23 protein-coding genes are annotated in these 24,397 nt (G+C 68.3%); 11 read left to right on the top strand and 12 right to left on the bottom strand.

Annotated features, from left to right (window positions below):
• From ACZ6O0_RS11890 to ACZ6O0_RS11865, 6 genes are all read right to left on the bottom strand, one after another.
• Complete coding sequence (locus ACZ6O0_RS11890; RefSeq protein WP_465764833.1) at positions 1 to 633, bottom strand: DUF47 domain-containing protein; 633 nt, start codon at positions 631 to 633, stop codon at positions 1 to 3.
• A 140-nt stretch (positions 634 to 773) separates the two neighbouring features.
• Complete coding sequence (locus tag ACZ6O0_RS11885; RefSeq protein ID WP_465764832.1) at positions 774 to 1,082, bottom strand: DUF202 domain-containing protein; 309 nt, start codon at positions 1,080 to 1,082, stop codon at positions 774 to 776.
• A complete protein-coding gene (locus ACZ6O0_RS11880; RefSeq protein WP_465764831.1) occupies positions 1,079 to 1,414 on the bottom strand; it encodes a YidH family protein in 336 nt (111 codons plus the stop codon). Before ACZ6O0_RS11880 ends, ACZ6O0_RS11885 begins: the two co-directional genes overlap by 4 nt.
• Positions 1,411 to 2,643 carry a glycoside hydrolase family 3 N-terminal domain-containing protein gene (locus ACZ6O0_RS11875; protein WP_465764830.1) on the bottom strand — a complete coding sequence of 411 codons (1,233 nt, stop codon included), beginning with the start codon at positions 2,641 to 2,643 and terminating at the stop codon, positions 1,411 to 1,413. Before ACZ6O0_RS11875 ends, ACZ6O0_RS11880 begins: the two co-directional genes overlap by 4 nt.
• Position 2,644: 1 nt before the next feature.
• Complete coding sequence (locus ACZ6O0_RS11870; protein WP_465764829.1) at positions 2,645 to 3,058, bottom strand: MarR family winged helix-turn-helix transcriptional regulator; 414 nt, start codon at positions 3,056 to 3,058, stop codon at positions 2,645 to 2,647.
• Complete coding sequence (locus tag ACZ6O0_RS11865) at positions 3,042 to 4,010, bottom strand: DMT family transporter (protein ID WP_465764828.1); 969 nt, start codon at positions 4,008 to 4,010, stop codon at positions 3,042 to 3,044. Before ACZ6O0_RS11865 ends, ACZ6O0_RS11870 begins: the two co-directional genes overlap by 17 nt.
• A gap of 39 nt (positions 4,011 to 4,049) precedes the next feature.
• On the opposite strand from ACZ6O0_RS11865, the gene ACZ6O0_RS11860 reads away from it, so the two are divergent.
• Positions 4,050 to 4,670, top strand: a complete 621-nt coding sequence (locus tag ACZ6O0_RS11860) for a TetR/AcrR family transcriptional regulator (protein ID WP_465764827.1) — start codon at positions 4,050 to 4,052, stop codon at positions 4,668 to 4,670.
• Here ACZ6O0_RS11860 and ACZ6O0_RS11855 read toward each other — a convergent pair.
• Both ACZ6O0_RS11855 and ACZ6O0_RS11850 read right to left on the bottom strand, forming a co-directional pair.
• Entirely contained in the window at positions 4,667 to 5,329 is a 663-nt protein-coding gene (locus ACZ6O0_RS11855) for a potassium channel family protein (protein ID WP_465764826.1), read from the bottom strand. The genes ACZ6O0_RS11860 and ACZ6O0_RS11855 overlap by 4 nt on opposite strands.
• Positions 5,326 to 5,925 (bottom strand): acyl-CoA thioesterase, encoded by a 600-nt coding sequence (locus tag ACZ6O0_RS11850; protein WP_465764825.1) that lies wholly within the window; start codon positions 5,923 to 5,925, stop codon positions 5,326 to 5,328. The genes ACZ6O0_RS11855 and ACZ6O0_RS11850 overlap by 4 nt, the downstream gene beginning before the upstream one ends.
• Before the next feature lie 195 nt (positions 5,926 to 6,120).
• Here ACZ6O0_RS11850 and ACZ6O0_RS11845 point away from each other — a divergent pair, with 195 nt between their 5' ends.
• From ACZ6O0_RS11845 to ACZ6O0_RS11835, 3 genes are all read left to right on the top strand, one after another.
• On the top strand, positions 6,121 to 7,119 hold the full coding sequence (locus ACZ6O0_RS11845; RefSeq protein WP_465764824.1) for a hypothetical protein: 999 nt from the start codon (positions 6,121 to 6,123) through the stop codon (positions 7,117 to 7,119).
• A gap of 551 nt (positions 7,120 to 7,670) precedes the next feature.
• Positions 7,671 to 8,435, top strand: coding sequence for a hypothetical protein (locus tag ACZ6O0_RS11840; RefSeq protein ID WP_465764823.1), 765 nt, complete (start codon positions 7,671 to 7,673; stop codon positions 8,433 to 8,435).
• A gap of 174 nt (positions 8,436 to 8,609) precedes the next feature.
• Positions 8,610 to 9,425, top strand: coding sequence for an IS630 family transposase (locus ACZ6O0_RS11835; protein ID WP_465764822.1), 816 nt, complete (start codon positions 8,610 to 8,612; stop codon positions 9,423 to 9,425).
• Here the strand turns inward: ACZ6O0_RS11835 and ACZ6O0_RS11830 are convergent.
• Positions 9,403 to 10,029, bottom strand: a complete 627-nt coding sequence (locus ACZ6O0_RS11830) for a flavin reductase family protein (RefSeq protein WP_465764821.1) — start codon at positions 10,027 to 10,029, stop codon at positions 9,403 to 9,405. The two genes, ACZ6O0_RS11835 and ACZ6O0_RS11830, sit on opposite strands and share 23 nt — an antisense overlap.
• Before the next feature lie 183 nt (positions 10,030 to 10,212).
• Here ACZ6O0_RS11830 and ACZ6O0_RS11825 point away from each other — a divergent pair, with 183 nt between their 5' ends.
• The 3 genes from ACZ6O0_RS11825 to ACZ6O0_RS11815 all read left to right on the top strand — a co-directional run bounded on the left by ACZ6O0_RS11825 (position 10,213) and on the right by ACZ6O0_RS11815 (position 13,149).
• On the top strand, positions 10,213 to 11,223 hold the full coding sequence (locus ACZ6O0_RS11825) for a phosphotransferase family protein (protein ID WP_465764820.1): 1,011 nt from the start codon (positions 10,213 to 10,215) through the stop codon (positions 11,221 to 11,223).
• Between the two features lie 95 nt (positions 11,224 to 11,318).
• Positions 11,319 to 12,353 carry an L-glyceraldehyde 3-phosphate reductase gene (gene mgrA, locus ACZ6O0_RS11820; protein ID WP_465764819.1) on the top strand — a complete coding sequence of 345 codons (1,035 nt, stop codon included), beginning with the start codon at positions 11,319 to 11,321 and terminating at the stop codon, positions 12,351 to 12,353.
• A 130-nt stretch (positions 12,354 to 12,483) separates the two neighbouring features.
• Positions 12,484 to 13,149, top strand: a complete 666-nt coding sequence (locus tag ACZ6O0_RS11815; protein ID WP_465764818.1) for a hypothetical protein — start codon at positions 12,484 to 12,486, stop codon at positions 13,147 to 13,149.
• 183 nt (positions 13,150 to 13,332) lie between these two features.
• Here the strand turns inward: ACZ6O0_RS11815 and ACZ6O0_RS11810 are convergent, their stop codons facing one another.
• Together ACZ6O0_RS11810 and ACZ6O0_RS11805 are read right to left on the bottom strand one after the other, a co-directional pair.
• Entirely contained in the window at positions 13,333 to 14,310 is a 978-nt protein-coding gene (locus tag ACZ6O0_RS11810; RefSeq protein WP_465764817.1) for a TAXI family TRAP transporter solute-binding subunit, read from the bottom strand.
• Positions 14,307 to 16,334 carry a TRAP transporter permease gene (locus ACZ6O0_RS11805; protein ID WP_465764816.1) on the bottom strand — a complete coding sequence of 676 codons (2,028 nt, stop codon included), beginning with the start codon at positions 16,332 to 16,334 and terminating at the stop codon, positions 14,307 to 14,309. Before ACZ6O0_RS11805 ends, ACZ6O0_RS11810 begins: the two co-directional genes overlap by 4 nt.
• Before the next feature lie 118 nt (positions 16,335 to 16,452).
• Between ACZ6O0_RS11805 and ACZ6O0_RS11800 the strand changes: the two genes are divergently transcribed.
• Together ACZ6O0_RS11800 and ACZ6O0_RS11795 are read left to right on the top strand one after the other, a co-directional pair.
• A complete protein-coding gene (locus ACZ6O0_RS11800) occupies positions 16,453 to 17,118 on the top strand; it encodes a response regulator transcription factor (protein ID WP_012918592.1) in 666 nt (221 codons plus the stop codon).
• 3 nt (positions 17,119 to 17,121) lie between these two features.
• Complete coding sequence (locus ACZ6O0_RS11795; protein WP_465764815.1) at positions 17,122 to 18,495, top strand: sensor histidine kinase; 1,374 nt, start codon at positions 17,122 to 17,124, stop codon at positions 18,493 to 18,495.
• A gap of 24 nt (positions 18,496 to 18,519) precedes the next feature.
• Here the strand turns inward: ACZ6O0_RS11795 and ACZ6O0_RS11790 are convergent, their stop codons facing one another.
• Positions 18,520 to 19,557: a TAXI family TRAP transporter solute-binding subunit gene (locus tag ACZ6O0_RS11790; protein WP_465764814.1), complete on the bottom strand. Its 1,038-nt coding sequence runs from the start codon at positions 19,555 to 19,557 to the stop codon at positions 18,520 to 18,522.
• A 189-nt stretch (positions 19,558 to 19,746) separates the two neighbouring features.
• Between ACZ6O0_RS11790 and ACZ6O0_RS11785 the strand changes: the two genes are divergently transcribed.
• On the top strand, positions 19,747 to 22,767 hold the full coding sequence (locus ACZ6O0_RS11785) for an alpha-mannosidase (protein ID WP_465764813.1): 3,021 nt from the start codon (positions 19,747 to 19,749) through the stop codon (positions 22,765 to 22,767).
• Positions 22,768 to 23,041: 274 nt separating this feature from the next.
• The gene (locus ACZ6O0_RS11780) at positions 23,042 to 24,367 is read left to right on the top strand and encodes a cytochrome P450 (RefSeq protein ID WP_465764812.1); all 1,326 of its coding nucleotides are present in this window, start codon (positions 23,042 to 23,044) and stop codon (positions 24,365 to 24,367) included.
• Positions 24,368 to 24,397: the final 30 nt, after the last annotated feature.

Below are 24,397 nucleotides of genomic sequence, written 5' to 3'. Positions count from 1 at the left end.
TCAGCTCTCCTTGACGGCGATCTGCTCGACCGTGTGGGCGACGTGCTCGAACGCGTCGATCGCGGCCTCCAGCAGATCGACCACGGTCTTGACCTTCATCACGGTGAGGGCCTCGAACTCGCCGCTGAAGAGCTTGGCGATGAGCCGGCGGTGCACCGCGTCGCCGGTGTTCTCCAGCCGGTTGATCTCGATCCAGTACTCGGCCAGGTCCTTCATCGTGCGCAGCCGGGGCATCGTCTCGGCGGTCAGCTGCGCCATCCGCTGGAGCACCTCGATCTGCTCGGCGATCTCCTCCGGCAGCTTCTCCAGGTTGAACAGGTGGACGGCGTCGACCGCCTCCTCCATGAAATCCATCACGTCGTCGAGAACAGAGGCCAGTCGGTAGATGTCCTCGCGGTCGAACGGGGTGACGAAGGTGGAGTTGACCCGGCGGATGATCGAGTGGGTGGTCTCGTCGGCCGCGTGTTCCGCGTCCTTCATCTCGGCGGCGATCTGGTGACTCGAGGAGAGTCCGGTTCCCGCCGTACTGCCGAGCAGCTCGGCCAGGATCCGGGATCCGTCCACAAGGTGGTTGGCGGATTCAGTGAAAAGGTCGTAGAACGTCGGGTCGTTCGGACGCAGACGTAACGGCACTTCAAGCTCCGGATGAACGAGGGACAAACCGTGAACATGCTAGGGGGAACAACCCGTTGACGTGGCATCCGCCCTGGTCAACGTAGCGCGTCGGCATGAACAAGCTCACGTCGACACGGACAGTGGGTGACCGATCGGTTTCATCGGGTGATCACGGCGTACAGGTCGAAGAGCCCCACGATCAGCACCAGACCGGCGGCGACCCGGAGCACCCGCTCGTGGCCGAGAGCGTGGACCTTCGAGCCGTTCGTACGGCGGTACACCGCGCTCACCGCCGCCCAGCAGCCCAGGGCGAGCGTCAGTACGACGATGCCGAGGCCGGTGCGGACGTCCGACGAACCGTGGCCGGAAGCAATCAGCAGGATGCCGTTGGCGATCAGGCCCAGCGCGGTACGGCGCCACGCGAGCAGGGTCCGCTCCGGCTGGAGCCCGGGATCCGGTGTGCTCATCGCCACAGTGAGAAGAGCAGGCCGATCAGGCCGACCACGGCGATCGTTGCCCCGAGCACCAAGGGCAGCCGGGTCACCGGGAGTGGGCCGCCGCGGCGCATCGCGATCAGGTTCTGCTGCCAGCGGCGGAAGGCGCCGGCGGTCGTGATGATGCCGATGGTGACCAGGACCACACCGATGATCCGGGCCGGCCAGCGATCCGGACCGAGATCGAGGAACTGTACGGCGGACAGACCGCCCGCGAAGCAGGCCAGTGAGGTCCGCAGGTAGGCCAGATAGGTCCGTTCGTTCGCCAGAGTGAAGCGGTAGTCGGGCTCTTGCTCTTCCGTCATCCGCAGCTCACCAGGCCGTGGTCCTGCTTCAGCGTCAGCACACGCTTGACGCTACTGGTCAGCTTCGCGGCGAAGGCCTTGTCCTGCTGGGCTTTGACGACCAGTGCGTTCACCATGGTGTCGGTCAGCGCGGCTTTGGCGTTGATCACGATGTCGCCACCCGCCGCGACGAACCGGGTCGCCCGCTGTCCGGCCGGCACCGAGGCGACCTCGGCGGCCGCCCCGACGTCGTCGGTGATCACCACGCCGCTCCAGCCCAGATCACCCCGGACCATGCCTTGAATGACAGTGGGCGAGAACACCGCACGGTTGTCGGGATCGATCTTGGTGTACGTGACGGTGGAGATCATCACCATGGAGGTGCCCGCCTCGATCCCGTCGGCGAACGGCTGCAGGTCGGCGTCCCCACGAACGGTGACGTTGTCCACCACACCGGAGGAGAAGTCAGTGTTGCCACGCACCCGGCCCAGTCCGGGGAAGTGCTTGACCGAGGTCATCACACCGGCCTGCTTCATCCCCGCGACGAACGCCTGCACCGGCGGGCCGACCTCTTCCGGCGTGTTGCCGTACTCCCGGTCCAGACTGCCGATCGGCGCGTTCTGAGACTTCAGCGAGCTCGGTACGACGTCAGCGACGGGCGCGAGGTTCACGTTGACGTTGGCCTGCTTGAGCTGGGCGCCCCACTCCTTCGCGCGGGCGGTCAGCTTGTCGGACGACCAGGTGCCCTGGACAGTCGCAGCGGGGATGCGGTCGAACCCGGGGCCTTTCAGCCGCTGGATCTGACCGCCCTCCTGGTCCGCGGCGACCAGTGGGCGGACGCCCTTCACCGTGGCCGCGGTGCTTGCCGCGGCCATCGCCGTACGCGTATGGGAGAGGCTGCCGCCTGTGCCGAGCAGGAGAAGGCCACCGGGCTTCTCCTCTTGGACGATGGGACGCTGGGCCGAGGTCATGCCGTTCGCGCTGATGCCGGTCATGATCAGCTGGGCCGCTTGCTCCCGGAGGGTGAGGGCCTGGAGCTTCTGGTCGACGCAGCTCGCCGGAGTTGCCGTCGGTGTCGGCGTGTTGGTGGGGGTGGTGCTCGGCGGCTCGGTCGTGGGCGGCTGGGTCGTCGGTAGTGGTACCGAGGATGACGGCACGGTGCTCGGCCCGGCTGTCGGCGGGGACTGGCTGTCGCTGCAGCCTGCGAGGACGAGAGCTGTCAACGCGAGCAGCGCGACCGGTCGACTCATGTCAGCGACGCTCCCAGGCGGCGCGGTCGACGGTGTCACCGGAGTGCCGGGCCAGCGTTGCGCAGACGTCGTACAGGTTCTCGACCTGCTCTTCGGTCAGTGCGTCGAAGATCGACTTGCGCACCTCCTCGACGTGGCCGGGCGCGGTCTCCACGAGCTTCTCCCGGCCCAGATCGGTGAGGATCGCGACCTGCCCGCGGCGGTCGGACTCGATGCCCTCGCGCCGGACCCAGCCGTTCTGCTCGAGCCGGTTCACCGCGTGCGACAACCGGCTGCGCGAGCCGAGGGTCGCGACCGCGAGCTCACTCATCCGGAGCCGGCCGTCCGGTGCTTCGGAGAGCCGGACCAGGATTTCGTAGTAGGTGTGCGGGATTCCGGCGTCACGTTGCAGCTGCTGCTCAATGCGGCTGTTCACTACTCGCTGCGCCGCGATGAACGCGCGCCAGGCCTGTGCTTCTTTCTGGTCCAGCCACCGGGGTTCCGCCATCCCCGCAGCGTACTTGTTCGCGGACGCGGATCAGCACTACGGCGATGGCACACACCAGCATGCCGATCACCGCCAGCGCCCCGATGGTCTCGCCGAACAGCAGGTAGGCGAAGAGCATCGTCGTCGGGGGAACCAGGTACAGCAGTGAACTGATGCGGGTGGCGCCGGACAGCTTGAGGTTGACCAGGTACAGACCCCAGCCACCGCCTGTTGCCAGGAGCACCAGCCAGACGACGGCGCCGTAGAAGCCTGGGGCGTCCGGCACAGTGAATTGGTGTGTCGAGGCAGCCAGTCCGGTGAACAGAACGGCCGAGACGACGCTCTGCACCGCCAGTGCGTCAAGGGAGTTGGTGGTGGGCTTCCGGTACCGATCCAGGCAGGTGCCGATCACCAAGCCGAGCAGACCGCCGAGCGGCACCAGGAAGAGCAGCGCTGAGCCATGACCGGCGTTGAGGTCGTCGGCGACGACAAGACCGACTCCGGCGACGCCCAGGACCAGTCCGATCCATTGACGTTGGTTGACGCGTTCGCCGAGCAGTGGGCCGGCCACTGTGGCGATCAGAAGCGGTTGGAGTGAGCCGATCAGTGCCGTGACTCCGGCCGAGATGCCATGGTCGATACCGGTGAAGATCAGCCCCAGGTAGACGAACTGGGTAAGGACCGCCATCCACACCTGCGTCACCAAGTCTCTGCGGGTGATCCGCGGCCGCCGGATCAGCAGGACGATCGTCGCCAGCGCACCGGCGAGGAGGAAGCGCCAGGCCAGCAGGTCGAAAGCGGTGGTGTACTGCGTGCCCCACCGGGCGCCGATGAATCCGCAGCTCCAGAACACGACGAACCCGGCTCCGGCGGCCACAGCTTTGGCCTGCTGACTGGTCATGGGGACGACAGTAACCACACCGGTCGGTATACTGTCAGTATGCTGGACCACCAGATGAGACTGCTGGTCGATCGCGGAGTCTCCGCGGCGATCCCGCTGACGCCCGCCGGGGAGCGCATCCTGACGGCGGCGTCGACGCTGTTCTACGAGCAGGGGATCCGGGCGGTCGGCGTGGACACGATCGCGCACGAGGCCGACGTGACGAAGAAGACGCTGTACGACCGGTTCGGGTCGAAGGATCGCCTGATCGCGGCGTACCTCGAACGGCGGAACCGTGAGTGGCACGCGTTCCTCGACGAGCAACTGGCCGCGCGCCGGCCGGGGACTCCGGAAGAGGTGATCCTCGCGCTGTTCGCCGCGCTGACGGATTGGCTCGCGGGCTCGCGGAACGGGTGCGGGTTCATCAACGCGAGCGTGGAGCTGGCGGCGCCGGACCATCCGGCGATGCCGGTGATCGTCGGTCAGAAGCAGTGGATGCGGTCGGAGTTCAAGGCACAGGCGACGCTGGCCGGCCTCGCCGACCCGGACGAGCTCGCCGACCGGTTGCTGTTGCTGCACGAGGGCGCACTGGTCAGCTATCGCGTCGCTGCCATGACGCATGCGCCCGAAGTGGCCGCGCGAGCGGCGGCCGATCTCCTGGCCGGGTGGCCGCGGGTCTAGGTGTTGCTGCGTCGGGTGATGGTCAGACCGACGAGGCGGGACACGACCATGGCGACGTACCCGAGACCTGCCAGCTGCTCGAGCATGACCACCGACCGCCCCCACGAGGTGATGGGAACGATGTCGCTCAGGCCGGTGCTGGAGAGCGTGGTGAAGCTCAGGAACAGCAGCTCCATCCACGTGCGATCGTTGCCTGAGTCAACAGCCGCGGTGAAGCTGTTGGGGACCAGGGCCTGCACGAAGACGAACAGGTAGGCGAAACCCCAAGCCACCAAGGTGAAGGTCGCGCCGGTGGCGTAGAGCTCGTCGGCACTCACATCGTGGTCGGACAGCATGTAGCGGAGCAGGCTGTACGCCGCGTAGAAGTAGAACGCGGCGTGGAGAGCTCCGGAGATCGCCACCACCGGCTCGGTCGGGTGGAACGCGTCGACCAGCGACAACGTCACCGCCGGAATCCCGAGGCAGATGCTCACCCAGGTGAGCCCTGGTGTGGCCCGCACCGAGAAGACCGCGAGTACGAGCACCACGATCCCGAGAATCTCGAACGCGACGCGGCCGCCGCGGGAGCCTTCCATCGCCGGGTACACCAGCACCCCCAGCAGCTGCACCACCAGCAGAACGGCCGAGGGATGCCGCCGGGCACTCCCGAACACGCTCACGATCTGTCCTCCCCCGCGCCTTGGTCACCTTCCTCGTGTGCTGCTTCCTTCTGTGCTGCTTCCTCTTCCTTGTGTGCTGCTTCCTCGCGTGCTGCTTCTTCGCGGGAGGCGATGATCGCCGCGCGCCGCGCCAACCGATGGCTCCGGCGGATCTCAGCCTCGCGCAACCGCCGCCGCTCCTCATCCGTCTGCGGAACAACCTGCGGCACCTGCCGCGGCTTCCCCTCCGCATCCACCGCGACAAACACCAAGTACGCCGAAGCCACATGAACCTGCGGCCCCACCGAGTCCCACCGATCAGCCGTGATCCGTACGCCGACCTCCATCGAACTCCGCCCGGTCCAGTTCACCTGCCCACTGAAGTGCACAACATCCCCCACCCGAACCGGCACCAGGAACACCATCTCGTCCATCGAAGCCGTCACCGCCGCACCACCCGAATGCCGAGCCGCAACCACCCCGGCAACCGAGTCCACCAACGTCATGATCACGCCACCATGCACAGTCCCCAGCAGATTCGTCTCGTTCTGCGCAGTGATGTGCGACAACGACAACCGAGTCTCAGAAGTCGGCCGCGACAACGGACTACTGGACATAAACACCCCTTCAACGAACCGGCTCAGGCCCTGCGCAGACTATCCCGCCAGGTACCCCAACCCGCTCCCACCAAGCCCGCACGATCGACCGGCGCGCCTGCCGATCCGCCCGCCTGACGCGGTTGTCCACAGGTTCGAAATCGCGGGCTTCGACGGGTGCCGATCCTCGTACTTTCTCTGGCGAGGAGGTGGCCCATGACCATCCACAGCTTCACCGAACATGCCCACGGCAACCACTCCGACCGGCCCGACCCGGTCCTGACTCCCCTCTCCCGCAACCAAGCCACCCGGCTGGTAACCCTCTGCCTGACCACCGCCACCGAACTCGGCCTGGACGTCGCCTACAAGGGCGGCGCCGCGCTCGTCCCCACCGCACCAACGTCCCCCGGCCCGATCCTCGGCCTCACCAACCTCGCCCGATCCCTGTCCAGATACGAAGAACACGAATGGCCGGTCCTGGTCAACGAACACTTCACCCGACTCCTGCACCACCTCCGCAACGGCCCACCCGCCCCACCCACCGACCCCGAACGCGAACTGATCCAGCGCCTGGTCCCCCGCCACGCACTCCCCGCCGACTGGACAACAACCCGCCCCGACTTCGTCCCCGGCCTGATCTCCGTCCCCGCCACCGCCACCGACGACAAAGTCACCATGCACCTCGACCCAACCGACTTCGGCCTCACCTGGCAGACCGCAGAACACTTCGGCCTGACCAACCTCCGCAACCTCACCGACCACGTCGAGTACGTCGATCACGACGACATCCGCGTGGCCTTCATCACCGGCACCACCTTCGCCGCCTCCCGAGCCCTCGTCCTCGACACCGTCCTCCACGACTCCCTCCACCTCGAATCCCCACCACTCCACGGCCTCCTGGTAGCCCTCCCCGCCCGAGACCTCCTCCTGATCCACGTAATCCAAAACCTCTCCGTCATCCCAGCCCTAGGCCTCCTCATAAACCTCACCGCCCGCTCCCACACCCACGACCCCGCCCCGCTATCCCCCGAAGTCCACCTAGTCCTCCCAACCGCCAGCGCCCCCAACGACAACTCCCCCTCCCATCCCTCCCCCTTCACCTGGCACCCAGCCACCACCACCGCCCCCGACAACACCCCACTCCGCCTCTCCCCTGAACTCGCATCCCTGACCGACTTCCTAGCCACCCAAGAGCTCCAGCCACCCCCGCATTAGCCCGCCCGACCCCCACGCCGACGCCCCGGGCAGTAATGAGTCTCGAGGCCGAGTTCGGAGTGGGATAGCGGTCCAAGAACGCTAACCCGATCGGACTGTCCAGGCGGTCGAACACCCCCCACGGCCCCGGCCAGTGCGCTGTCAACAGCGCGTCCAGCTGGCTGGCCGCTGCCAGCCGGCGGGATGGACATCGCCCCGGTCCGGCACAGCGTGCGCAGCTGGACCGTGGCCGGTGTGGTCGGCACCAACCTTCGGACGGTTGCGTGTTCGCGTCGAGCTCGGTGCGGACGAGCTTCGCCAACTGGACGAAGTCGGCACGTAACTTTCCGGGCCTGGCCGGTATCAAGCTGAGTGGAGGAGACCACAGGCTCGGAGGGACGAAAGCTATGAAGCGACGGATTGTGGCTTTGGTAGGTGGTACTGCGCTGGCGGCCGCGGCGCTCACGTCGACTGCCGCGCAGGGGGCAGTGACAGAGAACACCGCGCAGCGGGCAGCCGCCGTAGCGTGCGAGATCTGGCTCGGGTCCGTGACAGGTGCGGGGGCGCATACGATGTCCGACCTGACCGCGACGACTCCGCCCAATGTGCCGAACCAGTGGGTGACGGACGGGGTGTTCATGCCCGGGCAGGTCCGCCTCAGCGCCCGTACAGTGCTAGATCCGAACGCCACGCATTTCGACAACTATGGGTACGTCGTGATCGGAGACGCGGTCTACTGGAGCTCCTACTTGCCCGCGGTCGGCGGAGAAATCGACCCAGACACACGCCTGTTGACGCGGATCGGTGGTGGCTGGGGGAGGTTCACCTTCCTGGAGACCTCGTCCTACGAGACCCTGAACGGTACGGGCCGACGGAACGCCTACGCGCTGCGCAACGACGGCGTGCTGTTCCGCTGGTCCATCCGCAACGGAGTCTGGCGCAGCGCCGGGTCGTACCCGGGATTCTCGGCGGTCAAGACGATGACTCTGATCAGCAACACCCCGACGTACGACACCTTCCTGGCGAACACCCGCGGCGGCGCGCTCTACACCATCCGCATCCCCGTGTCGTCGCCGATGAAGCCGGTGGTGAAGCAGGTCCGAAGCCGTACCTGGCAGGGCTTCGAGCACCTCGTCTCGACGAAGTGCGGCGCGTACGGCACGCTCCTGCTCGGCATCGACAAGGACACCAAGGCCGGCTACCTGTACGCCGTGGGTCAGGCGAGCGGCACCTCGACCGTGATCCAGTCCCGCGGCAAGGTGCCCTACACGTTCGCCGATTCGGTCTACTTCCGGTGGACTCCGACCCCCGCCGACGACCGAGCCAACGGCGAGTAATCGAGGGGACTGAAACATGGGGCACTGGTCACCAACCCGACGTACCTGTGGCTGGCGATGATCGCCACATGTCTGGCGGCCGGCATTCTGTACGTCTTGATGCACGGTGTCGTGAGTCGGAAAGTCGTTTCCACTCGGTAGACCGCGGCGGCGCCGAGTCCGAAGGTTGATCCTGTGGTGTTATCCGACGAGGAGCGGTCGGTGCTGGCCGGCTGGGCGCGGCGGAAAACGTCGCAGGCGTTGGCGTCGCGGGCTCGGATCGTGTTGCGGTGTGCTGAGGATGGCAGCACGATCGGTGCGGTTGCCGAGCAGCTCGATGTGTCGCGAGCGACGGAGCCGAAGTGGCGTTTGCGGTTTCTGTCCGGTCGGCCGGATGGGTTGCCGGATGAGCCGCGTCCCGGTCGGCCGCGCACGATCACCGACGATCAGATCGAGCAGGTGATCACCAAGACGCTGGAGTCCACACCGGGCGAGGATACGCACTGGTCGACTCGCTCGATGGCCGCGAGCACTGGCATGTCGCAGTCGGCGATCTCGCGGATCCGGCGGGCGTTCGGGTTGAAGCCGCACGCGGTCGAGACGTGGAAGTTGTCGACGGGTCCGTTGTTCGTGGACAAGGTGCGCGACGTGGCCGGCCTCTACCTGAGCCCGCCGGAGAACACGCTGGTGCTCGCGGTCGACGAGACAAGCCAGATGCAGGCGATCGACCGCACAGCGCCGATCCTGCCGATCCTGCCGACCACCCCGGCGCGGATGACCCACGATTACGTGCGGCACGGCACCACCAGCTTCTTCGCCGCGTTCGACATCGGCAGCGGGTCGGTGATCGCCCAGCACTACCGCCGGCCACCTGCGGCGACGGCGGCCCTCCGTGCCAGGCCGAACCCGACCCGCGGCGGCCTGCCTGCCTGCCGACGGGACAGCCCGGCCGCCGCGGCATCGGCCATCGTCTGCCGGTCCTCGTCCGTCAGTCTGGTTGTGGGGGTTTGAAGTGCTCGGGCCAGTTGGAGTGGCGGATTCTGGTGATGGTGCGGACTTCGCCGAGGGTGGACCACTCGTCTTTGCCTAGGCGGGCCAGGGGGCGGAGGCGTTGGATTTCTGGGTGGTCTTCGACCATGACTGCGGGGTCGATGGCCAGGTGGCGGACCCGGCCGATTACTACGGTGCTGTCGCCTAGTTCGAGGGTGGTGTGGAGGGTGCATTCGATGGCTACCGGGGATTCCGCTACGCGGGGTACGGCGATGGTTCGGGAGGGCTCGGGGTGTACGCCTACTGCTTCGAACTCGGAGATCTCGGGTGGGAAGTTGGTGGCTGAGGCGTTGATCTGTTCGTAGAGGGGTTCTGCGGCGAAGTTGACTACGAACTCGCGGGTGGCTTCGACGTTGTTCAGGCTGTCTTTGCGGCCGACGGAGGTGAACTGGACCATCGGCGGTTGTACGCAGGACACGGTGAAGAACGAGTGGGGGGCGAGGTTCAGTACGCCGTCGGGTGAGTGGCTCGAGACCCAGGCGATCGGGCGGGGAACCACGATCGAGTTCATCAGGGCGTAGAACTCTCGGCGGCTGACGGCATCCGGATCCACGTCGATACGCACGTTCGCAGTACATCAAATCCGGTGGACGCCGCCGTACCCCGGCATGACGATCGAGCAGGCGAATCGTCGAGATGACGGAGGCAGAGCTTGCAAGGCGACGAACTCACGGCTGACGCACACGACGGACTCACGGAGCAGGCGGACGGATTTGCGGCGCAGGTGGTGGGCCGGGTTCCGGATCAGATGGCGGGTGGAGCTGCGGCGGCGGACGAGCCTGCTGTGGAGGCGGTGGACGAGTCGGCGGTGGACGAGTCGGCGGTGGACGAGTCGGCGGTGGAAGTCGCGGGTGGGGCTGCGGTGGAGGGCGCGGGCGGGGCTGTGGTGGATGTGGGGGATGGGGTGCTCGCGCAGGTGGGGGTGGTGGGGCGGCGGTATGGGGTGGGGCGGGTTTGGGAGGTGGGGGGTGGGGTGGCCAATCGGGGGTTTGTGGTTGGGGAGGGGTTGTTTGTTCGGGTGGCGCGGCGTGGGTTTGAGGGGGACTTGCGGAAGGAGGTGGCGGTTGTGCCGGTGGCTCGGGGGGTGGGGGTGTTGACGCCGGCGGTGGTTGAGTACGACGCGAGTTGTGAGGTGGTCGGGGCGCCGTACGTCGTGATGGAGCGGGTGCACGGGAGTGAGCCGACGGGGGTGCCGTGGGGGCTGGCGGAGCAGTTGGCGCGGTTGCATCGGGTTGAGGGGACGGACGTGCCGGGGCTGCCGGAGGACGGGTGGGGGGATCCGTGTCAGACCGTTGATGATCTGGCGGAGCGTGGGTATCTGGACGCCGGTACGGCGGAGTGGTTGACGGGGTGGTTCACCCGGCTGGGTGGGCGGTTCAATCGGGATCAGCGGAAGGTTCTGGTCCACGGGGATGTTGCTGCGCACAACCTTCTGGTCGGCCCGGATGGTGAGCTGGCCGCGCTGATCGATTGGGGTGACGCTGCGTGCGCGCCGCGGGCGGTGGACTTTGCCAAACTCCCGCTGGAGCACGTCGCGGCGATCTTGCCCGAGTACGTCCGCCACACGCCGACCGTCGTACGCGAGGACGAGCTGGCCGCGGCGATCCTGTGGCTGCACCTCAGCTGGGGCCTCGGCAAGCTCAGAGCCGAGCCGTGGCCGGGGCAGCGGCACTGGACTGCTCCACCTGCCAGCCGGATGCTTGGGATCCTCAGGTTCTTCGCGGCCGGCCCGCCGGAGCCCTGGTCGGGGCTGACCTAGATCAAGAAGGCGGGGTTCTGGCTGTCAGTTCCCGGGTTTCTGCTTGAAAACAAGGGGTTTCGTACTTGTCGTGACATGGGGCAGACTGGGGTTCCGTGACTGATTATGTGGCGGCTGAGGGCCGGTATGACGACCAGATGGCTTATCGGCGGACGGGGCGCAGTGGGCTGCAGCTGCCCGCGATCTCGCTGGGGCTGTGGCACAACTTCGGCGACGACAAGCCGTTCGACACGCAGCGCGACATCCTGCGGCGGGCGTTCGACCTCGGCGTCACGCACTTCGACCTGGCGAACAACTACGGCCCGCCGTACGGCTCGGCCGAGACGAACTTCGGGACGCACTTCGCCCGCGACTTCAAGCAGTACCGCGACGAGCTGATCCTGTCGACCAAGGCCGGTTACGACATGTGGCCGGGTCCGTACGGTCAGGGCGGCGGCTCGCGGAAGTACCTGCTCGCCTCGCTGGACCAGTCGCTGAGCCGGATGGGTGTCGAGTACGTCGACATCTTCTACTCGCACCGGTTCGACCCGGACACGCCGCTCGAGGAGACCATGGGCGCGCTCGACGCCGCGGTGCGCTCGGGCAAGGCGCTGTACGCCGGAATCTCGTCGTACTCGGCGGATCGGACCCGGGAGGCGGCGCGGATCCTGCAGGAGCTGGGCACGCCGCTGCTGATCCACCAGCCGTCGTACTCGATGCTGAACCGCTGGATCGAGGAGGACCTGCTGGACGCCGTCGGTGAGCTCGGTGTCGGCGTGATCGCGTTCTCGCCGCTGGCGCAGGGTGTACTCACGGACCGCTACCTCGACGGTGTCCCGGCGGACTCCCGCGCGGCGCAGGGCAAGTCGCTGAACCCGGACTCGCTGACCGAGGACACGCTGAAGCACGTCCGCGCGCTGAACGAGATCGCCAAGGAGCGCGGCCAGTCCGTCGCGCAGCTCGCGCTCGCCTGGACCCTGCGCGACGACCGGGTCACCAGCGCCCTGATCGGCGCCTCGAGCGTCGCCCAGCTCGAGGACAACCTGGCCGCGGTCCGCAACCTGAAGTTCTCCGCCGACGAGCTCGAGGCCATCGACGCCGACGCCGTCGAGGCCGGCATCAACCTCTGGAAGAAGAGCTCCGACGCCTGACCTCCACAAGGCCTGACCGGACCCCCGACGCGAAAGGGGGGTTCGGTCAGGTCACGGAGCGGGGTCGGGTAGTTGCGGTCCTCCGGCGATGGGCACAGGCTGGGGAGAGACCCTCCAGGAGGTGGTTGTCATGACCGCTTCGACGCTCGAAATGGCCCTGACGTACGAACATGCCCGGATCCGCGAGCTGGCCGAGCCGGCTCACCACCCGGCCGCCGCACATCCTGAGCACAGGCACCAGACCGACTGGTTCTACGCGATCGCGGCCCAGCACCTGGCCGCCGCCGAGGATGTCCTCCTCCCCCACGTACGCCGGCTGCCCGACGGCGGAGACCTGGTCACCAGGTACGTCGTCAACGCGAAGGAACTGGAGCGCTCGCTGCGGTTCCTCAAGGGACGTCAGTACGGCGACAGCCGGTTCGTGGACCTGCACCACGACGAGCTGTGGCAGCAGATCGACCGGCTCCTGCTGCGCCACGAACTGATGGAGACCGAGTGCTGCCGGCGCCTCTCCGAGCACCTCGACGACTCGGACGTGAACGCGCTGACCGAGACCCTGCTCGAGGCGGAGGAGGTCGCGCCGACCCGCGCCCATCCGTACTCGCCGCACACCGGGATGGCCGGCCGGATGGCGCACCGGATGTGGCGGATGGCCGACACCGCGTGGGACAGCGCCGAGGGCCGCGTCGTACCGACGAAGTACCACGCGCACCCGAAGCGCGACTCCGCGCTCTCGCACTACCTCTACGGCACGCCGATCGAGGACGACCAGGAGATCGAGGGCGACCAGAAGTAGGTGACCGGGCCCGGATCCCCCTCGGATGCCTCCGAAGGGGCCGGGCCCGGTCTGCCGGCTCTCACTGCGCCTGGTTGTGGGGGCCGGCTGGGTCCCGCCCCCCGCTGCGCCTGGTGTGCGGAGGTGGGCCCCTTTGCGTCCTCCCCCGCTGCGCCTGGTGTGCGGGGGAGGACGGTCCGTGGGTTACTGCAGTCCGTCGATCGCCTTCTTCGCGCCGGGGTGCAACGGCACCGGGTCGGTGTTGCCGGCGTTCTCCAGCTTGATGCCCTTGGCCGCGGCGTTGACCGCGACGAGGGCGTCCATGTTGTCGTAGATGACCTTGGTCAACTGCTCGGCGAGCTCGTCCTTCATGTTCTTCCGGACCAGCAGCACGTTCGGCACGATGATCGTCGCGACGTCGGCCGGCTGCTTGTACGTCGCCGCCGGGATCGGCGCCCGGGTGTAGATGGTGCCGTACTTCTCCTGCATTTTGGGCAGCAGCTCCACGATCGGCAAGAGCTTCACGTTCTTGCCCAGGCTGGTGGTCAGGTCGGTGATGCCGCCGGTCGGCAGTCCGCCGGACCAGACCAGCGCGTCGATCGAGCCCGACTTCATCGCGTCCACCGACTCCGGCAGGCCGAGCCGCTGGGCGGTGACGTCGCGCATCGGGTCCAGCCCGGCCGCCTCGAGCAGCCGGCGCGCGATCACCTCGGTGCCGGAGTTCGGCGAGCCGGTGGAGACCCGTTTGCCCTTCAGGTCGGCGATCGAGTCGATCCCGGCCGACGTCCGTACGGCGACCTGCGTGTAGTTGTTGTACAGCCGGGTCAGCGCGACCACGTCCTGCGGCACCTTGAAGCTGTTCACGCCCTTGACCGCGTCGGCCGCGGTGTCGCCGAGGGAGAACGCGATGTCGTAGTTCCCCGCCACCAGGCCCTGCACGTTCTGCACCGAGGCTCCCGTCTCGCTCGCGGTCGCCCGGTAGCCGGTGACCTTCTGCGAGATCACCGAGGCCAGCGCACCGCCGAGCTGGTAGTACACACCGGTGGTGTTGCCGGTGGCAATGGTCAGCCGGCCGCCGTCGGCCGTGCCGGTGCCGGCGGGTTCACGCTGACCTCCACAGGCGACCAGCGAGACGACAGCGGCGAGCGCCACCACGGCGGTGGGGAGGCGACGGAGTCTCATGACCTGACGGGTCCTTCCTTCGGGGCGGCGGCCAGGCGTTGCCGCCGGACCAGATTGATGACGACGGCAACAAGTAGCAAACAGATTCCGGCCGTGATGGTTACGGGCGCGAGGTAAAGCAGCAGCAGCGAGGCCGGTACGCCCACCGCCCGCTCCAGCCACCCGGTCCGGACGACGATCCAGCCGCCGGTCACCACGGCCAGCGCGGCGACGGCCAGCATCGACACCAGCAGCGTCCAGACCATGCCGGCGAACGATCCCTGACCGAGCAGGTGTGCGCCGTTGTCGGTGAGCACGAACGCGAACGGCACCAGGAACGCCGGCAGCGTGTACTTCCACGCCTGCCACATCGTTGGCATCACCTTGCCGCCGGTGATCGCGGCCGTGGCCACCGCGGCCAGCGCGGTCGGCGGCGAGACCTCGGAGAGTACGGCGTAGTAGAAGATGAACATGTACGCCTCGGGCTGCGTCACGCCGAGCTGGACGAGCGCCGGCGCGATGATCACCGCGGCGATGATGAACGACGCGGTCACCGGCACCGCGAGTCCGAGGATCAGTACGGCGAACCCCGACAGCACGACGGTCAGGATCAGCACCACGGTGTGGTTGTCGGTCAGTCCGCGGGCGGCCCCGACGATGATCTCGGCCAGGTTCAGCCCGAGGCCGGTCTGCGTGGTGACCGCGACGATCACGCCCGCGGTCGCACAGGTCGCCGCCACCGGCAGCACCGAACGGGTGCCCTGGGCAAGCGCCTTGAACAGCCGCCCGGCGGTGAGCCGGTGCTCGCGATCCAGGAACGACAGCCCGAACTGGATGATCACCGCGTAGACCACGGCCTTGAACGGCGGTACGTCGACCACCATGAAGCCGATGATCACGAACAGCGAGAGGAAGTGGTACCCGAACCGCAGCAGCAACCGCAGCGCCGAGTCCGTCGAGGTCTCGGCCGACGTCGTCCCGTGCTTGCGGGCGTCGATCTCGATCGCCAGCAGGATCCCGAGGTAGTACAGGATCGTCGGGATCACGGCGTACCCGAGCACCTTGAGGTAGGACACCTGCAGGAACTCGGCGATGATGAACGCGGCCGCGCCGAGGGTCGGCGGCGACAGGATCGCGCCGATGCCGGACGCGGCGAGCATTCCACCCGCCGGTTCGGCCGGGTAGCCGGCCCGGCGCAGGATCGGCCAGGACACGGTGCCGAGCGAGACGGCGGTCGCTGTCCCCGAACCCGACACGCTACCGAGCAGGAAGCCGGCCAGGGTGACCGTGCGGCCGGGCGCCGTACGGCTGCGCTTGAAGGCGGCGAAGGACAGGTCGATGAAGAACTTGCCGGCGCCGGAGTAGTCGAGCACCGCACCGTAGATGGTGAACAGCACGATGTAGCCGGCCGCGACACTCAACGGCGTCCCGTAGAACCCCGCCGTACCCATGGTGAACTGCGCGATGATCGCGTCGAAGTTGAAGCCCTGGTGCGCCAGCGACCAGGTGTAGGGCAGGTAGCCGCCGTAGTACGCGTACGCGATGAACAGCAGGCTGAACGCCGGCAGCACCCAGCCGGTCGTACGACGGCAGGCCTCGAGCAGCAGGATCAGCAGCAGAGCACCCGCCAGCACGTCCAGCCCGGTCGGCGTCTGCCGCCGTTCGAGATAGCCGTCGAAGTCGACGAGCGGATAGATGCAGACCGCGAACGCGACGACGGCCAGGATCCAGTCGGTGATGCCCGGGTCGTCCCCCGGCCGCGGCTGCAGCGGATTGAGGAACGCCGGGACCTTCCAGCCGCGGTAACAGAGCAGCGTGATCGGCAGAACCACTGCGAGAAAGATCACCAGGTAAAACTGCGTGCCTTGTGGTAATGGGAAGAACACCTGGGCGAGGACGCCGACGCTGATGATCGCGCACCAGACCGACATCACCAGGTCCAGGGCAGGCCGAAGCCGCCGAGCAGGTCGTTCTTGCTCGTACTCGGCGAGCTCTTCGTCGGAGGGCGCGGTCGTACCGCCCCCCGTGCCGACACCGACAGTCATCGATCGATTCCTTCCCGTGTCCGGAAGGCTAGTGTCGGCGAACACTGGGTGGAGTCACGTGATTACGTCTTTACCAAGATCTGACACACATGAGCGCCTCCTGGCCTACGATCACCGCATGAGTGGCGCGGTACGGATTCTGTTGGTCGAGGACGATCTCGATATCGCCAATGCCCTGATACCCGCGTTGCGGCGCTACGGCCTGATGGTGACGCATGTCCGGACGGCCGCGGACGCCCTCGCGGCGGACCCCGGTGACCTGGTCCTGCTGGACCTCGGGCTGCCGGACGGGGACGGCATCAACGTGTGCCGGCAGATCCGGACGGTCTCCGACGTCCCGGTGATCGCCGTGACCGCGCGGGGCGAGGCGGCCGACCGGGTGCGCGGGTTGCGCAGCGGCGCGGACGACTATGTGGTGAAACCGTTCGCGATTTCCGAGCTGCTGGCCCGTATCGATGCTGTACTTCGTCGTACCGGCCTCTTGCAGCCCCGCCCCCGGGTGACTGTCGGCGACCTGACCGTGGACATCGAGGCCCGGACCGTACAGGTCGCGGACAAGCCCATCAGTCTGACCCGCAAGGAGTTCGACGTGCTAGCTGTGCTGGCCGCTCACCACGGCCGGGTGGTCCCTCGGGAACAAGTCGCGCTGTACGCCTGGCAGTCCGTGTTCGAGGCGTCCTCGCGCACCATGGACGTGCACGTGGCCAGCCTGCGCGCCAAGCTCGGCCGGCCGGAGCTGGTGCAGACGATCCGCGGTGTCGGCTACCGCCTGGGTTCGGACTGACCGTTGCGCCGTCGCCTGCTGCAGTCCCTCGTTCCGATGGTGGTCGCGCTCGCCATCGTCGCCGTCGTGCCGCTGGCGAACTACATCGCCACCAGCGCGTCGCGCACCCTCTTCCTGTCCCGCAGCAACGACGCGGACTGGTTCGCCACGATGGCGGAGTCCCCCCTGCAGACCGGCGACATCGCGAACCTGCGTGAGCTGGCCGTCCGGTACCACGAGCTCTACAACACCCCGGTCTTCGTGGTCGACGTCGACTCCCGGGTGGTCGCCACCTCTGTCTCCGGCGTGAACGTGAAGGAACCGGACATCGAGGCCGCACTGCACAGCACGCTGGCCGGGCGGTTGCCGGCCGAGCCGCCGGCCCTGTGGCCGTGGCGTTCCGGCGAGATGATCGTGTCCCGCCCGGTCGTCAACAACGGCAGCGTGCTCGGTGCCGCCGTACTGCGGGTGCCGACGGAGAAGTCCCGTGACCAGGTGCAGCGCGGTCTGCTGCTGCTCCTCGGCGGCCTGCTGATCAGCATCGGCGCGATCATCATCGGTATCGTCCGGCCGATCACCCGCTGGGTGCTGCGGCCGCTGAAGGACCTGGACAACGCGACCCACCAGATCACCCGTGGCGCGCTCGACACCCGGGTCTCGACCGACGGCCGTGCCCCCGAACTGCGCCGGCTCGGTGACAGCTTCAACTCGATGGCACTCAGCCTGCACCAGGCCCGCCAGCGGGAGCGGGAGTTCGTCGCGGACGCGTCGCACCAGCTGCGGACGCCGCTGACCTCGGCCCGGATCCACATCGAGGGCCTGTCCCGGCTGTCGCCGACCGCCCGGTTCGCGCTCAGCGACATCGACCGGCTCGGCCGGATCGTCCAGCGGCTGTCCCGGCTGGCCGGCTCGGACCGTCCGGGAGCCGATGCCGAGGGCAACGAAGAGCCGCTGGACCTGGCCCAGGCGGTGAAGGAGCGGCTGGTCGGCTGGAAGGCCGTGTACGCCGCCGACGACCTGGAACTGATCACCGGCGAGATGGTGCCGGGCGGGGTCGCGCCGGAGCTCGAGGTCGACGACATCCTCGACGTCCTGCTCGACAACGCGTCCAAGTACGGCGCTCCGCCGGTCGAGGTCTCGGTGACCCGGGACGGCACCGAGGTGGTCATGTCGGTGCGCGACCACGGGCTCGGGCTCGGGTCCCGCGACCTGAAGAAGGTCGGCGAGCGGTTCTGGCGCAGCGCGCACCACCGGGAGATGCCCGGTACCGGTCTGGGGCTGGCGATCGTCCGCTCCGAGGCGGCCCGGGTCGGCGGCCGCGTGGTCGCCCGCCCGCCGATCGGCGGCGGCCTGGTGATCGAGGTCCGCGTCCCCCTGATCGACGACTACGACGCCTGATCCCGCCCCACCCGCCGGGGCGGGTCAGATGTGGTTGTTGCGGTACCAGCGTTCGGCGGCGGCGTGCAGCGGGATCGGCATCGTCGCGATCGCCGATCGCGGGTCCAGGGCGCCGGCCTCAGGGTGGTCCTTGACCAGGTCGTTCTGCCGACGGAACAGCGTGTTGACCGTCCACCAGGCCCACGAGTCCGACAGGGTCGGCTTGGCCACCAGGTAGTTCGGGATCGCCAGCGTCGCCACCGAGCTGGCCAGCCCGTACTGCGAGGGTGGGATCGACGACACCACATAGCCGCCGAACTTCTTGAGCGCGATCGTCTCGGCCACCGTGCCGATGTCGAGCAGCCGGAACCCGATGCTCTTCTGCAGATCCTTGATCGGGTCGGTCGGTATGCCACCACTCCAGATCAGCGCGTCGATCCCCTTGGGGTTCTTGCCGTTGGCCTTGTCCTCCAACTGCGTGACCGCGTCTTCCAGCGTCAGGTACTTCTTCGTCACCTTGACGCCCGCCGCCTCGAGGATCAGGTCCGCGACGACCCTGGTGCCGGAGGTGGACGGGCCGACGCTGACGACCAGGGGCGGCTTCTCCGGATCCTTCTGGTTCAGGTCGCGGAGGCTCGACGCGTTCGAGGCCATCGGCACGACGACGTGGACATAGTTGTCGTACACCCGGGCCAGCGCGGAGAACTTCAGCCGGCCGGTGTCGAACGGTCCAGTCCCCTCGTACGCCGCCAGCGCGGTGTCCGACGTGGCGAAGCCGAGGTCGGCCTTGCCGGTGGCCACCTTCTTCAGGTTGTCGACCGAGCCGTTGGTGATGACCGGCTTGAGCTCCATGCCGGTGACTTCGCTGACCAGTCCGCTCAGCGCGCTGCCGAACTCGGCGTACACGCCGCCCTGGTTACCGGTCGCGAACGTGGCCGCTTCCGCCGGGGCGGGCTCGTCGGCGCGCCCGCGGGAGCAGCCGGGCACGAGCAGAGCCGACGCAGCGGCGGCACTGAAGCCGAGCATGCTGCGCCGGGTCATCCCAGTCGGCCGGGCAGGGGTCAGCAGGCGGGGGCGATCCATGCAGACAACCTAGACAACAACCGGGCCTCCGGGGTAGCCGCGTCCCCGGCCGCAACCGAACCGCTACCCGCAGGTACGGCGATCGTCCACGATGAAACTGTGTCTGGACGTGCCAGGGGTAGGTGTGACAGCGTTGTCATCCATGCGGCCGCGTCGGTCGCGTGAGGACCTTCCCCGGAGGATGATTTCGTGCACGACGACCGTCAACTCATCGAGGAGCGGCTTCAGCGCGCCCTGCGGGAGCGGATCCGCCCCGCGATCTACGGCGCGGCGGTCCCACTGGACATCGAGGTGTGGCACGCCCCTGGTGAGCCGGTGTCCCCCGCCGAGGCGCTCGCCCAGACCTACGAGCCGGCCGCGATCGGCCTGCCGTGGGGTCCGGCCTGGGGTACCGCGTGGTTCAAGTTCAGCGGCCAGGTGCCGGCCGAGTGGGCCGGCAGCGAGATCCAGGCGGTCATCGACCTCGGCTTCAGCGGCGGCCCCGGCTTCTCCGCGGAGGGCCTGGTCCACACGACCTCCGGCGTACCGCTGAAGGGTCTGCACCCGCGGCAGACCTACGCCCCGCTGTCGATCCTCGGTCCCGACGGTGCGCCGGCGCACGCGGGCGACCGGATCGAGTTCTACGTCGAGGCGGCCGCGAACCCCGAGGTGCTCGGGTCGAACGCGTTCGCACCGACCGACGTCGGCAGCAAGCCCGAGCCGGGCGGCACGCCGATCTACCAGCTGACCCGCGCCGACGTGGCCGTGTTCAACGCCGAGGTGTGGGACCTGATCCTCGACCTGGAGGCCCTGAACGGCCTGCAGGAGCAGCTGTCCCTGCAGGAGCCGCGCCGCCGGGAGATCCTGCGGGCGCTGAGCCGCGCGCTGGACGCCCTGGACTACGAGAACGTGGCCGGCACCGCGGCGGACGCCCGCGCGCAGCTGACCGACGTACTGAGCCGGCCGGCGCACGCCAGCGCGCACCAGCTGTCCGCGGTCGGGCACGCGCACATCGACTCGGCCTGGCTCTGGCCGCTGCGCGAGACCCGGCGCAAGGTGGCCCGGACGGTCTCCAACGTCGCCACCCTGGCCGAGGAGTACCCGGAGCTCGTCTTCGCGTTCTCGCAGGCCCAGCAGCACGCCTGGGTGAAGGACAACTACCCGGCGGTCTGGGAGCGGCTGAAGAAGGCCGTTGCCGACGGCACCATCGTCCCGGTCGGCGGCATGTGGGTCGAGTCCGACACCAACCTGCCCGGCAGCGAGGCGCTCGCCCGGCAGTTCGTGCACGGCAAGAAGTTCTTCCTGGACGAGTACGGGATCGACACCCAGGAGGTCTGGCTGCCGGACTCGTTCGGCTACACCGCGGCGCTGCCGCAGCTGGTGAAGCTGTCCGGGTCGAAGTGGTTCCTGACCCAGAAGATCTCCTGGAACAAGGAGAACCGGTTCCCGCACCACACCTTCTGGTGGGAGGGCCTCGACGGCACCCGGGTGTTCACCCACTTCCCGCCGATCGACACGTACAACTCCGACCTGTCCGGCCGGGAGCTCGCGCACGCGCAGCGCAACTTCGCCGAGAACGGCGCCGCGACCCGCTCGCTGGTCCCGTTCGGGTACGGCGACGGCGGTGGCGGCCCCACCCGCGAGTTCGTCGCGACCGCTCGCCGGGTGGCGAACCTGGAGTCCTCGCCGCGGGTGACGATCGAGTCCCCGACCGAGTTCTTCAGCGCCGCCGAGGACGAGTACGCCGGCCACGCGCCGGTCTGGTCCGGTGAGCTCTACCTGGAGATCCACCGCGCCACCTACACCTCGCAGGCCAAGACCAAGCAGGGCAACCGGCGCAGCGAGCACCTGCTCCGCGAGGCCGAGCTGTGGTCCGCCGCGGCCGTGGTCGCTGGCAAGCTGGACGCGTACCCGTACGAGGACCTGGACCGGATCTGGAAGGCCGTGCTGCTGAACCAGTTCCACGACATCCTGCCGGGCTCGTCGATCTCGTGGGTGCACCGCGAGGCCGAGGCGACGTACGCGGCGCTGGCCCAGGAGCTCGAGGCGATCATCGCGACGGCCCAGCAGGCGCTGGCCGGCTCCGGTGACGCGCAGATCGTGTTCAACGCCGCTCCGCACGGGCGCAACGGGGTCGCCGGTCTGGGCGCCGGGATCGCGGCCGGCGAAGGCCAGTCGGTGACGGTCGAGAACGGCGTACTGGACAACGGGCTGATCCGGGTCACCATCGACGAGCGCGGTCTGATCACCTCGCTGTACGACGTCGAGGCCCGCCGCGAGGTGATCGCGCCAGGTGCCGCGGGCAACCTTCTGCAGCTGCACGTGGACACCCCGAACAACTGGGACGCGTGGGACGTCGACTCGTTCTACAAGAACAACGTCCGGGACGTGACCGAGGTCGACAGTGTCGACTTCAGCACCGTCGAAGGGGTCGCGACCGTGGTCGTGACGCGGTCGTTCAACCGGTCCCGCGTGACCCAAACGCTGCGGCTGCGGCCGGGCGCGAAGCGGGTCGACATCGAGACCACGATCGACTGGCACGAGGCGGAGAAGTTCCTCAAGGCGGCGTACCCGGTCGATGTGCACGCCGACCGGTCGGCGTCGGAGACGCAGTTCGGGCACATCTTCCGGCCGACCCACCAGAACACCTCGTGGGACGCGGCGAAGTTCGAGATCGCGGCGCACCGCTGGGTGCACGTCGGCGAGCCCGGGTACGGCGTTGCCGTCGTCAACGACTCGACCTACGGCCACGACGTGAACCGGACCGCCCGTGAGGACGGCGGGACCACGACCACGATCCGGACCTCGCTGATCCGGGCGCCGCGGTTCCCCGACCCGCAGACCGACCAGGGCGTGCACACCGTCAACCACGCGCTGGTGGTCGGCGCCGGGATTCCGGAGGCGATCGAGGAGGGCTACCGGATCAACCTGCCCGAGCGGGTCGTCACCGGGGCCGAGGGCACCGAGCCGCTCGTTGCCATCGACAACGACAACGTGATCGTCGAGGCAGTGAAGCTCGCTGACGACCAGTCCGGCGACGTCGTCGTCCGCCTCTACGAGTCCTCCGGCGGCCGCTCCCGCGCCACCATCACCCCGTCCTTCACCACCACGTCGGTCACCGAGGTAGACCTCCTCGAACGCCACCTGGCCGACCGCGACCTGACGGACGGCGCAGTCTCCTTCGAACTCCGCCCCTTCCAGATCCTCACCCTCCGCTTCCACCGCTCCTAGGCACCAACCGACCCACCGGCCGGGCTCCGGCGTTCCGTCATCCGGGAAGCTCGCGTCGTCCAACACCCCGCGCCCGGCGCCGCTTTCGCGGCGCCGGGCGCGGGTGTTCTTTGGACCAGCCCGGACGTCCGGCCGATGGCGGCGGTGCCGAGTCAGTGGGCTGCGGCTGCCACGAGCTGGACGATCCCGTGCGCGACGATCAGCCGCCGTGCGTCGTCGCAGCCCTTGTCGCGTTCGATGCCCGGTGTTCACCCGCCTGACGTAGCGTGAAGGTATGGCTTCGACACCCTTGCTCGGTGCCCGGACGCTCGACCGGCAGACGGCGCGCACGCTCCCGCCCGGTCCGCGCCTGCCCACGCTGGCCCAGACCGTGCTGTTCGCGAGCCACCGCCGGACGTTCTTCCCACGGATGCGGGAGAAGTACGGCGATGTGTTCACGATCCGCCTGGTCCCGTCGAGTCGCGTCTGCGTCGTACTGAGCCGGCGGGACCACATCCGCGAGGTCTTCGGCAGCCCGCCGGCGGTGATGCACGCGGGCGAGGGCAACACCGTGCTCGAGCCGATCATGGGCTCGCATTCCCTGCTGCTCCTGGACGACGACGATCATGTCCGGATGCGCAGGCAGCTGATGCCGGCCTTCTCCGGCCAGGCCCTGCGCGGGTACGCCGGGATGGTGCACGAGCTGGCGCAGGCCGAGGTCGCGACCTGGACGACCGGTACGCCGTTCAAGGTCCACCAACGGATGCGGAACCTGACGCTGGAGATCATCCTCCAGGTCATCTTCGGCGTGACGGACTCCGACCGGCTGGCGTTGCTGCGGCCGTTGCTGGACAAGATCGTCTCGGTGTCGCCGGTGATCATGCTGGGCGGGTTCTACCCGGCGCTGCTCCGGATCCGGCCCTGGCGCTCGTACCTGGAGATCCAGCAGCAGGTCGACGAGATCCTGTACGACGAGATCGCGAAGCGGCGCGGGGATCTTGCCGGGCGCAACGACGTACTCTCACGACTGCTTGCCGCCGGCAACTGGACGGACGAGGAACTGCGGGACCAGCTGGTCACGCTGCTGCTGGCCGGGCACGAGACGACCGCGACCGCGCTGGCCTGGGCGTTCCACGAGCTGGCCCGGAGTCCGGAGGACCTGGCGTTCGGTCAGCGGGCCGCGGACGCCGGCGCCGACGACGAGCTGGAGGCGATCGTCAAGGAGGCGATGCGGCTGCACCCGGTCGTGTACCAGGTCGGCCGGCGGCTCACCGAGACCACGGACATCGCCGGCTACCGGCTGCCGCGCGGGACGACGATCATGGCCGCGATCGGCCTGGTCCACCGGGACGGCGAACACTTCCCGGTGCCGAAGGAGTTCCGGCCGCAGCGCTTCCTGTCCGACGACCCGCCGGCGCCCGGCACCTGGATCCCGTTCGGCGGCGGGGCGAGGCGGTGCATCGGAGCCGGCTTCTCCCTGATGGAAGGCACCGAGATCCTCCGCGCCGCCCTGGCCGCCTACAACTTCACCGCCCCCGACCCCAAACCAGAACCCGCCCAAGCCAAGAACGTCACCCTGGTCCCCCGCGGCGGAGCCAAGGTAACCGTCACCCGCAGATAGCCGCCCCAGGTATCCGTCCCCCCGGTCGTC

This window comes from Kribbella sp. NPDC048837, assembly GCF_055586945.1.
The sequence above is the reverse complement of the archived record's forward strand: the minus strand, read 5'-3'. Positions and strand labels throughout refer to the sequence as shown.

Bases quoted from the DNA above. Each gene is read 5' to 3' on its own strand.
- ACZ6O0_RS11780 (WP_465764812.1), top strand. From the start codon at position 23,042: ATGGCTTCGACACCCTTGCTCGGTGCCCGGACGCTCGACCGGCAGACG.
- ACZ6O0_RS11845 (WP_465764824.1), top strand. From the start codon at position 6,121: ATGACCATCCACAGCTTCACCGAACATGCCCACGGCAACCACTCCGAC.
- ACZ6O0_RS11800 (WP_012918592.1), top strand. From the start codon at position 16,453: ATGAGTGGCGCGGTACGGATTCTGTTGGTCGAGGACGATCTCGATATC.
- ACZ6O0_RS11815 (WP_465764818.1), top strand. From the start codon at position 12,484: ATGACCGCTTCGACGCTCGAAATGGCCCTGACGTACGAACATGCCCGG.
- ACZ6O0_RS11865 (WP_465764828.1), bottom strand. From the start codon at position 4,010: ATGACCAGTCAGCAGGCCAAAGCTGTGGCCGCCGGAGCCGGGTTCGTC.
- ACZ6O0_RS11810 (WP_465764817.1), bottom strand. From the start codon at position 14,310: ATGAGACTCCGTCGCCTCCCCACCGCCGTGGTGGCGCTCGCCGCTGTC.
- ACZ6O0_RS11885 (WP_465764832.1), bottom strand. From the start codon at position 1,082: ATGAGCACACCGGATCCCGGGCTCCAGCCGGAGCGGACCCTGCTCGCG.
- ACZ6O0_RS11805 (WP_465764816.1), bottom strand. From the start codon at position 16,334: ATGACTGTCGGTGTCGGCACGGGGGGCGGTACGACCGCGCCCTCCGAC.
- ACZ6O0_RS11860 (WP_465764827.1), top strand. From the start codon at position 4,050: ATGCTGGACCACCAGATGAGACTGCTGGTCGATCGCGGAGTCTCCGCG.
- ACZ6O0_RS11875 (WP_465764830.1), bottom strand. From the start codon at position 2,643: ATGAGTCGACCGGTCGCGCTGCTCGCGTTGACAGCTCTCGTCCTCGCA.
- ACZ6O0_RS11825 (WP_465764820.1), top strand. From the start codon at position 10,213: ATGGCGGGTGGAGCTGCGGCGGCGGACGAGCCTGCTGTGGAGGCGGTG.
- ACZ6O0_RS11790 (WP_465764814.1), bottom strand. From the start codon at position 19,557: ATGGATCGCCCCCGCCTGCTGACCCCTGCCCGGCCGACTGGGATGACC.
- ACZ6O0_RS11840 (WP_465764823.1), top strand. From the start codon at position 7,671: ATGTCCGACCTGACCGCGACGACTCCGCCCAATGTGCCGAACCAGTGG.
- ACZ6O0_RS11850 (WP_465764825.1), bottom strand. From the start codon at position 5,925: ATGTCCAGTAGTCCGTTGTCGCGGCCGACTTCTGAGACTCGGTTGTCG.
- ACZ6O0_RS11880 (WP_465764831.1), bottom strand. From the start codon at position 1,414: ATGACGGAAGAGCAAGAGCCCGACTACCGCTTCACTCTGGCGAACGAA.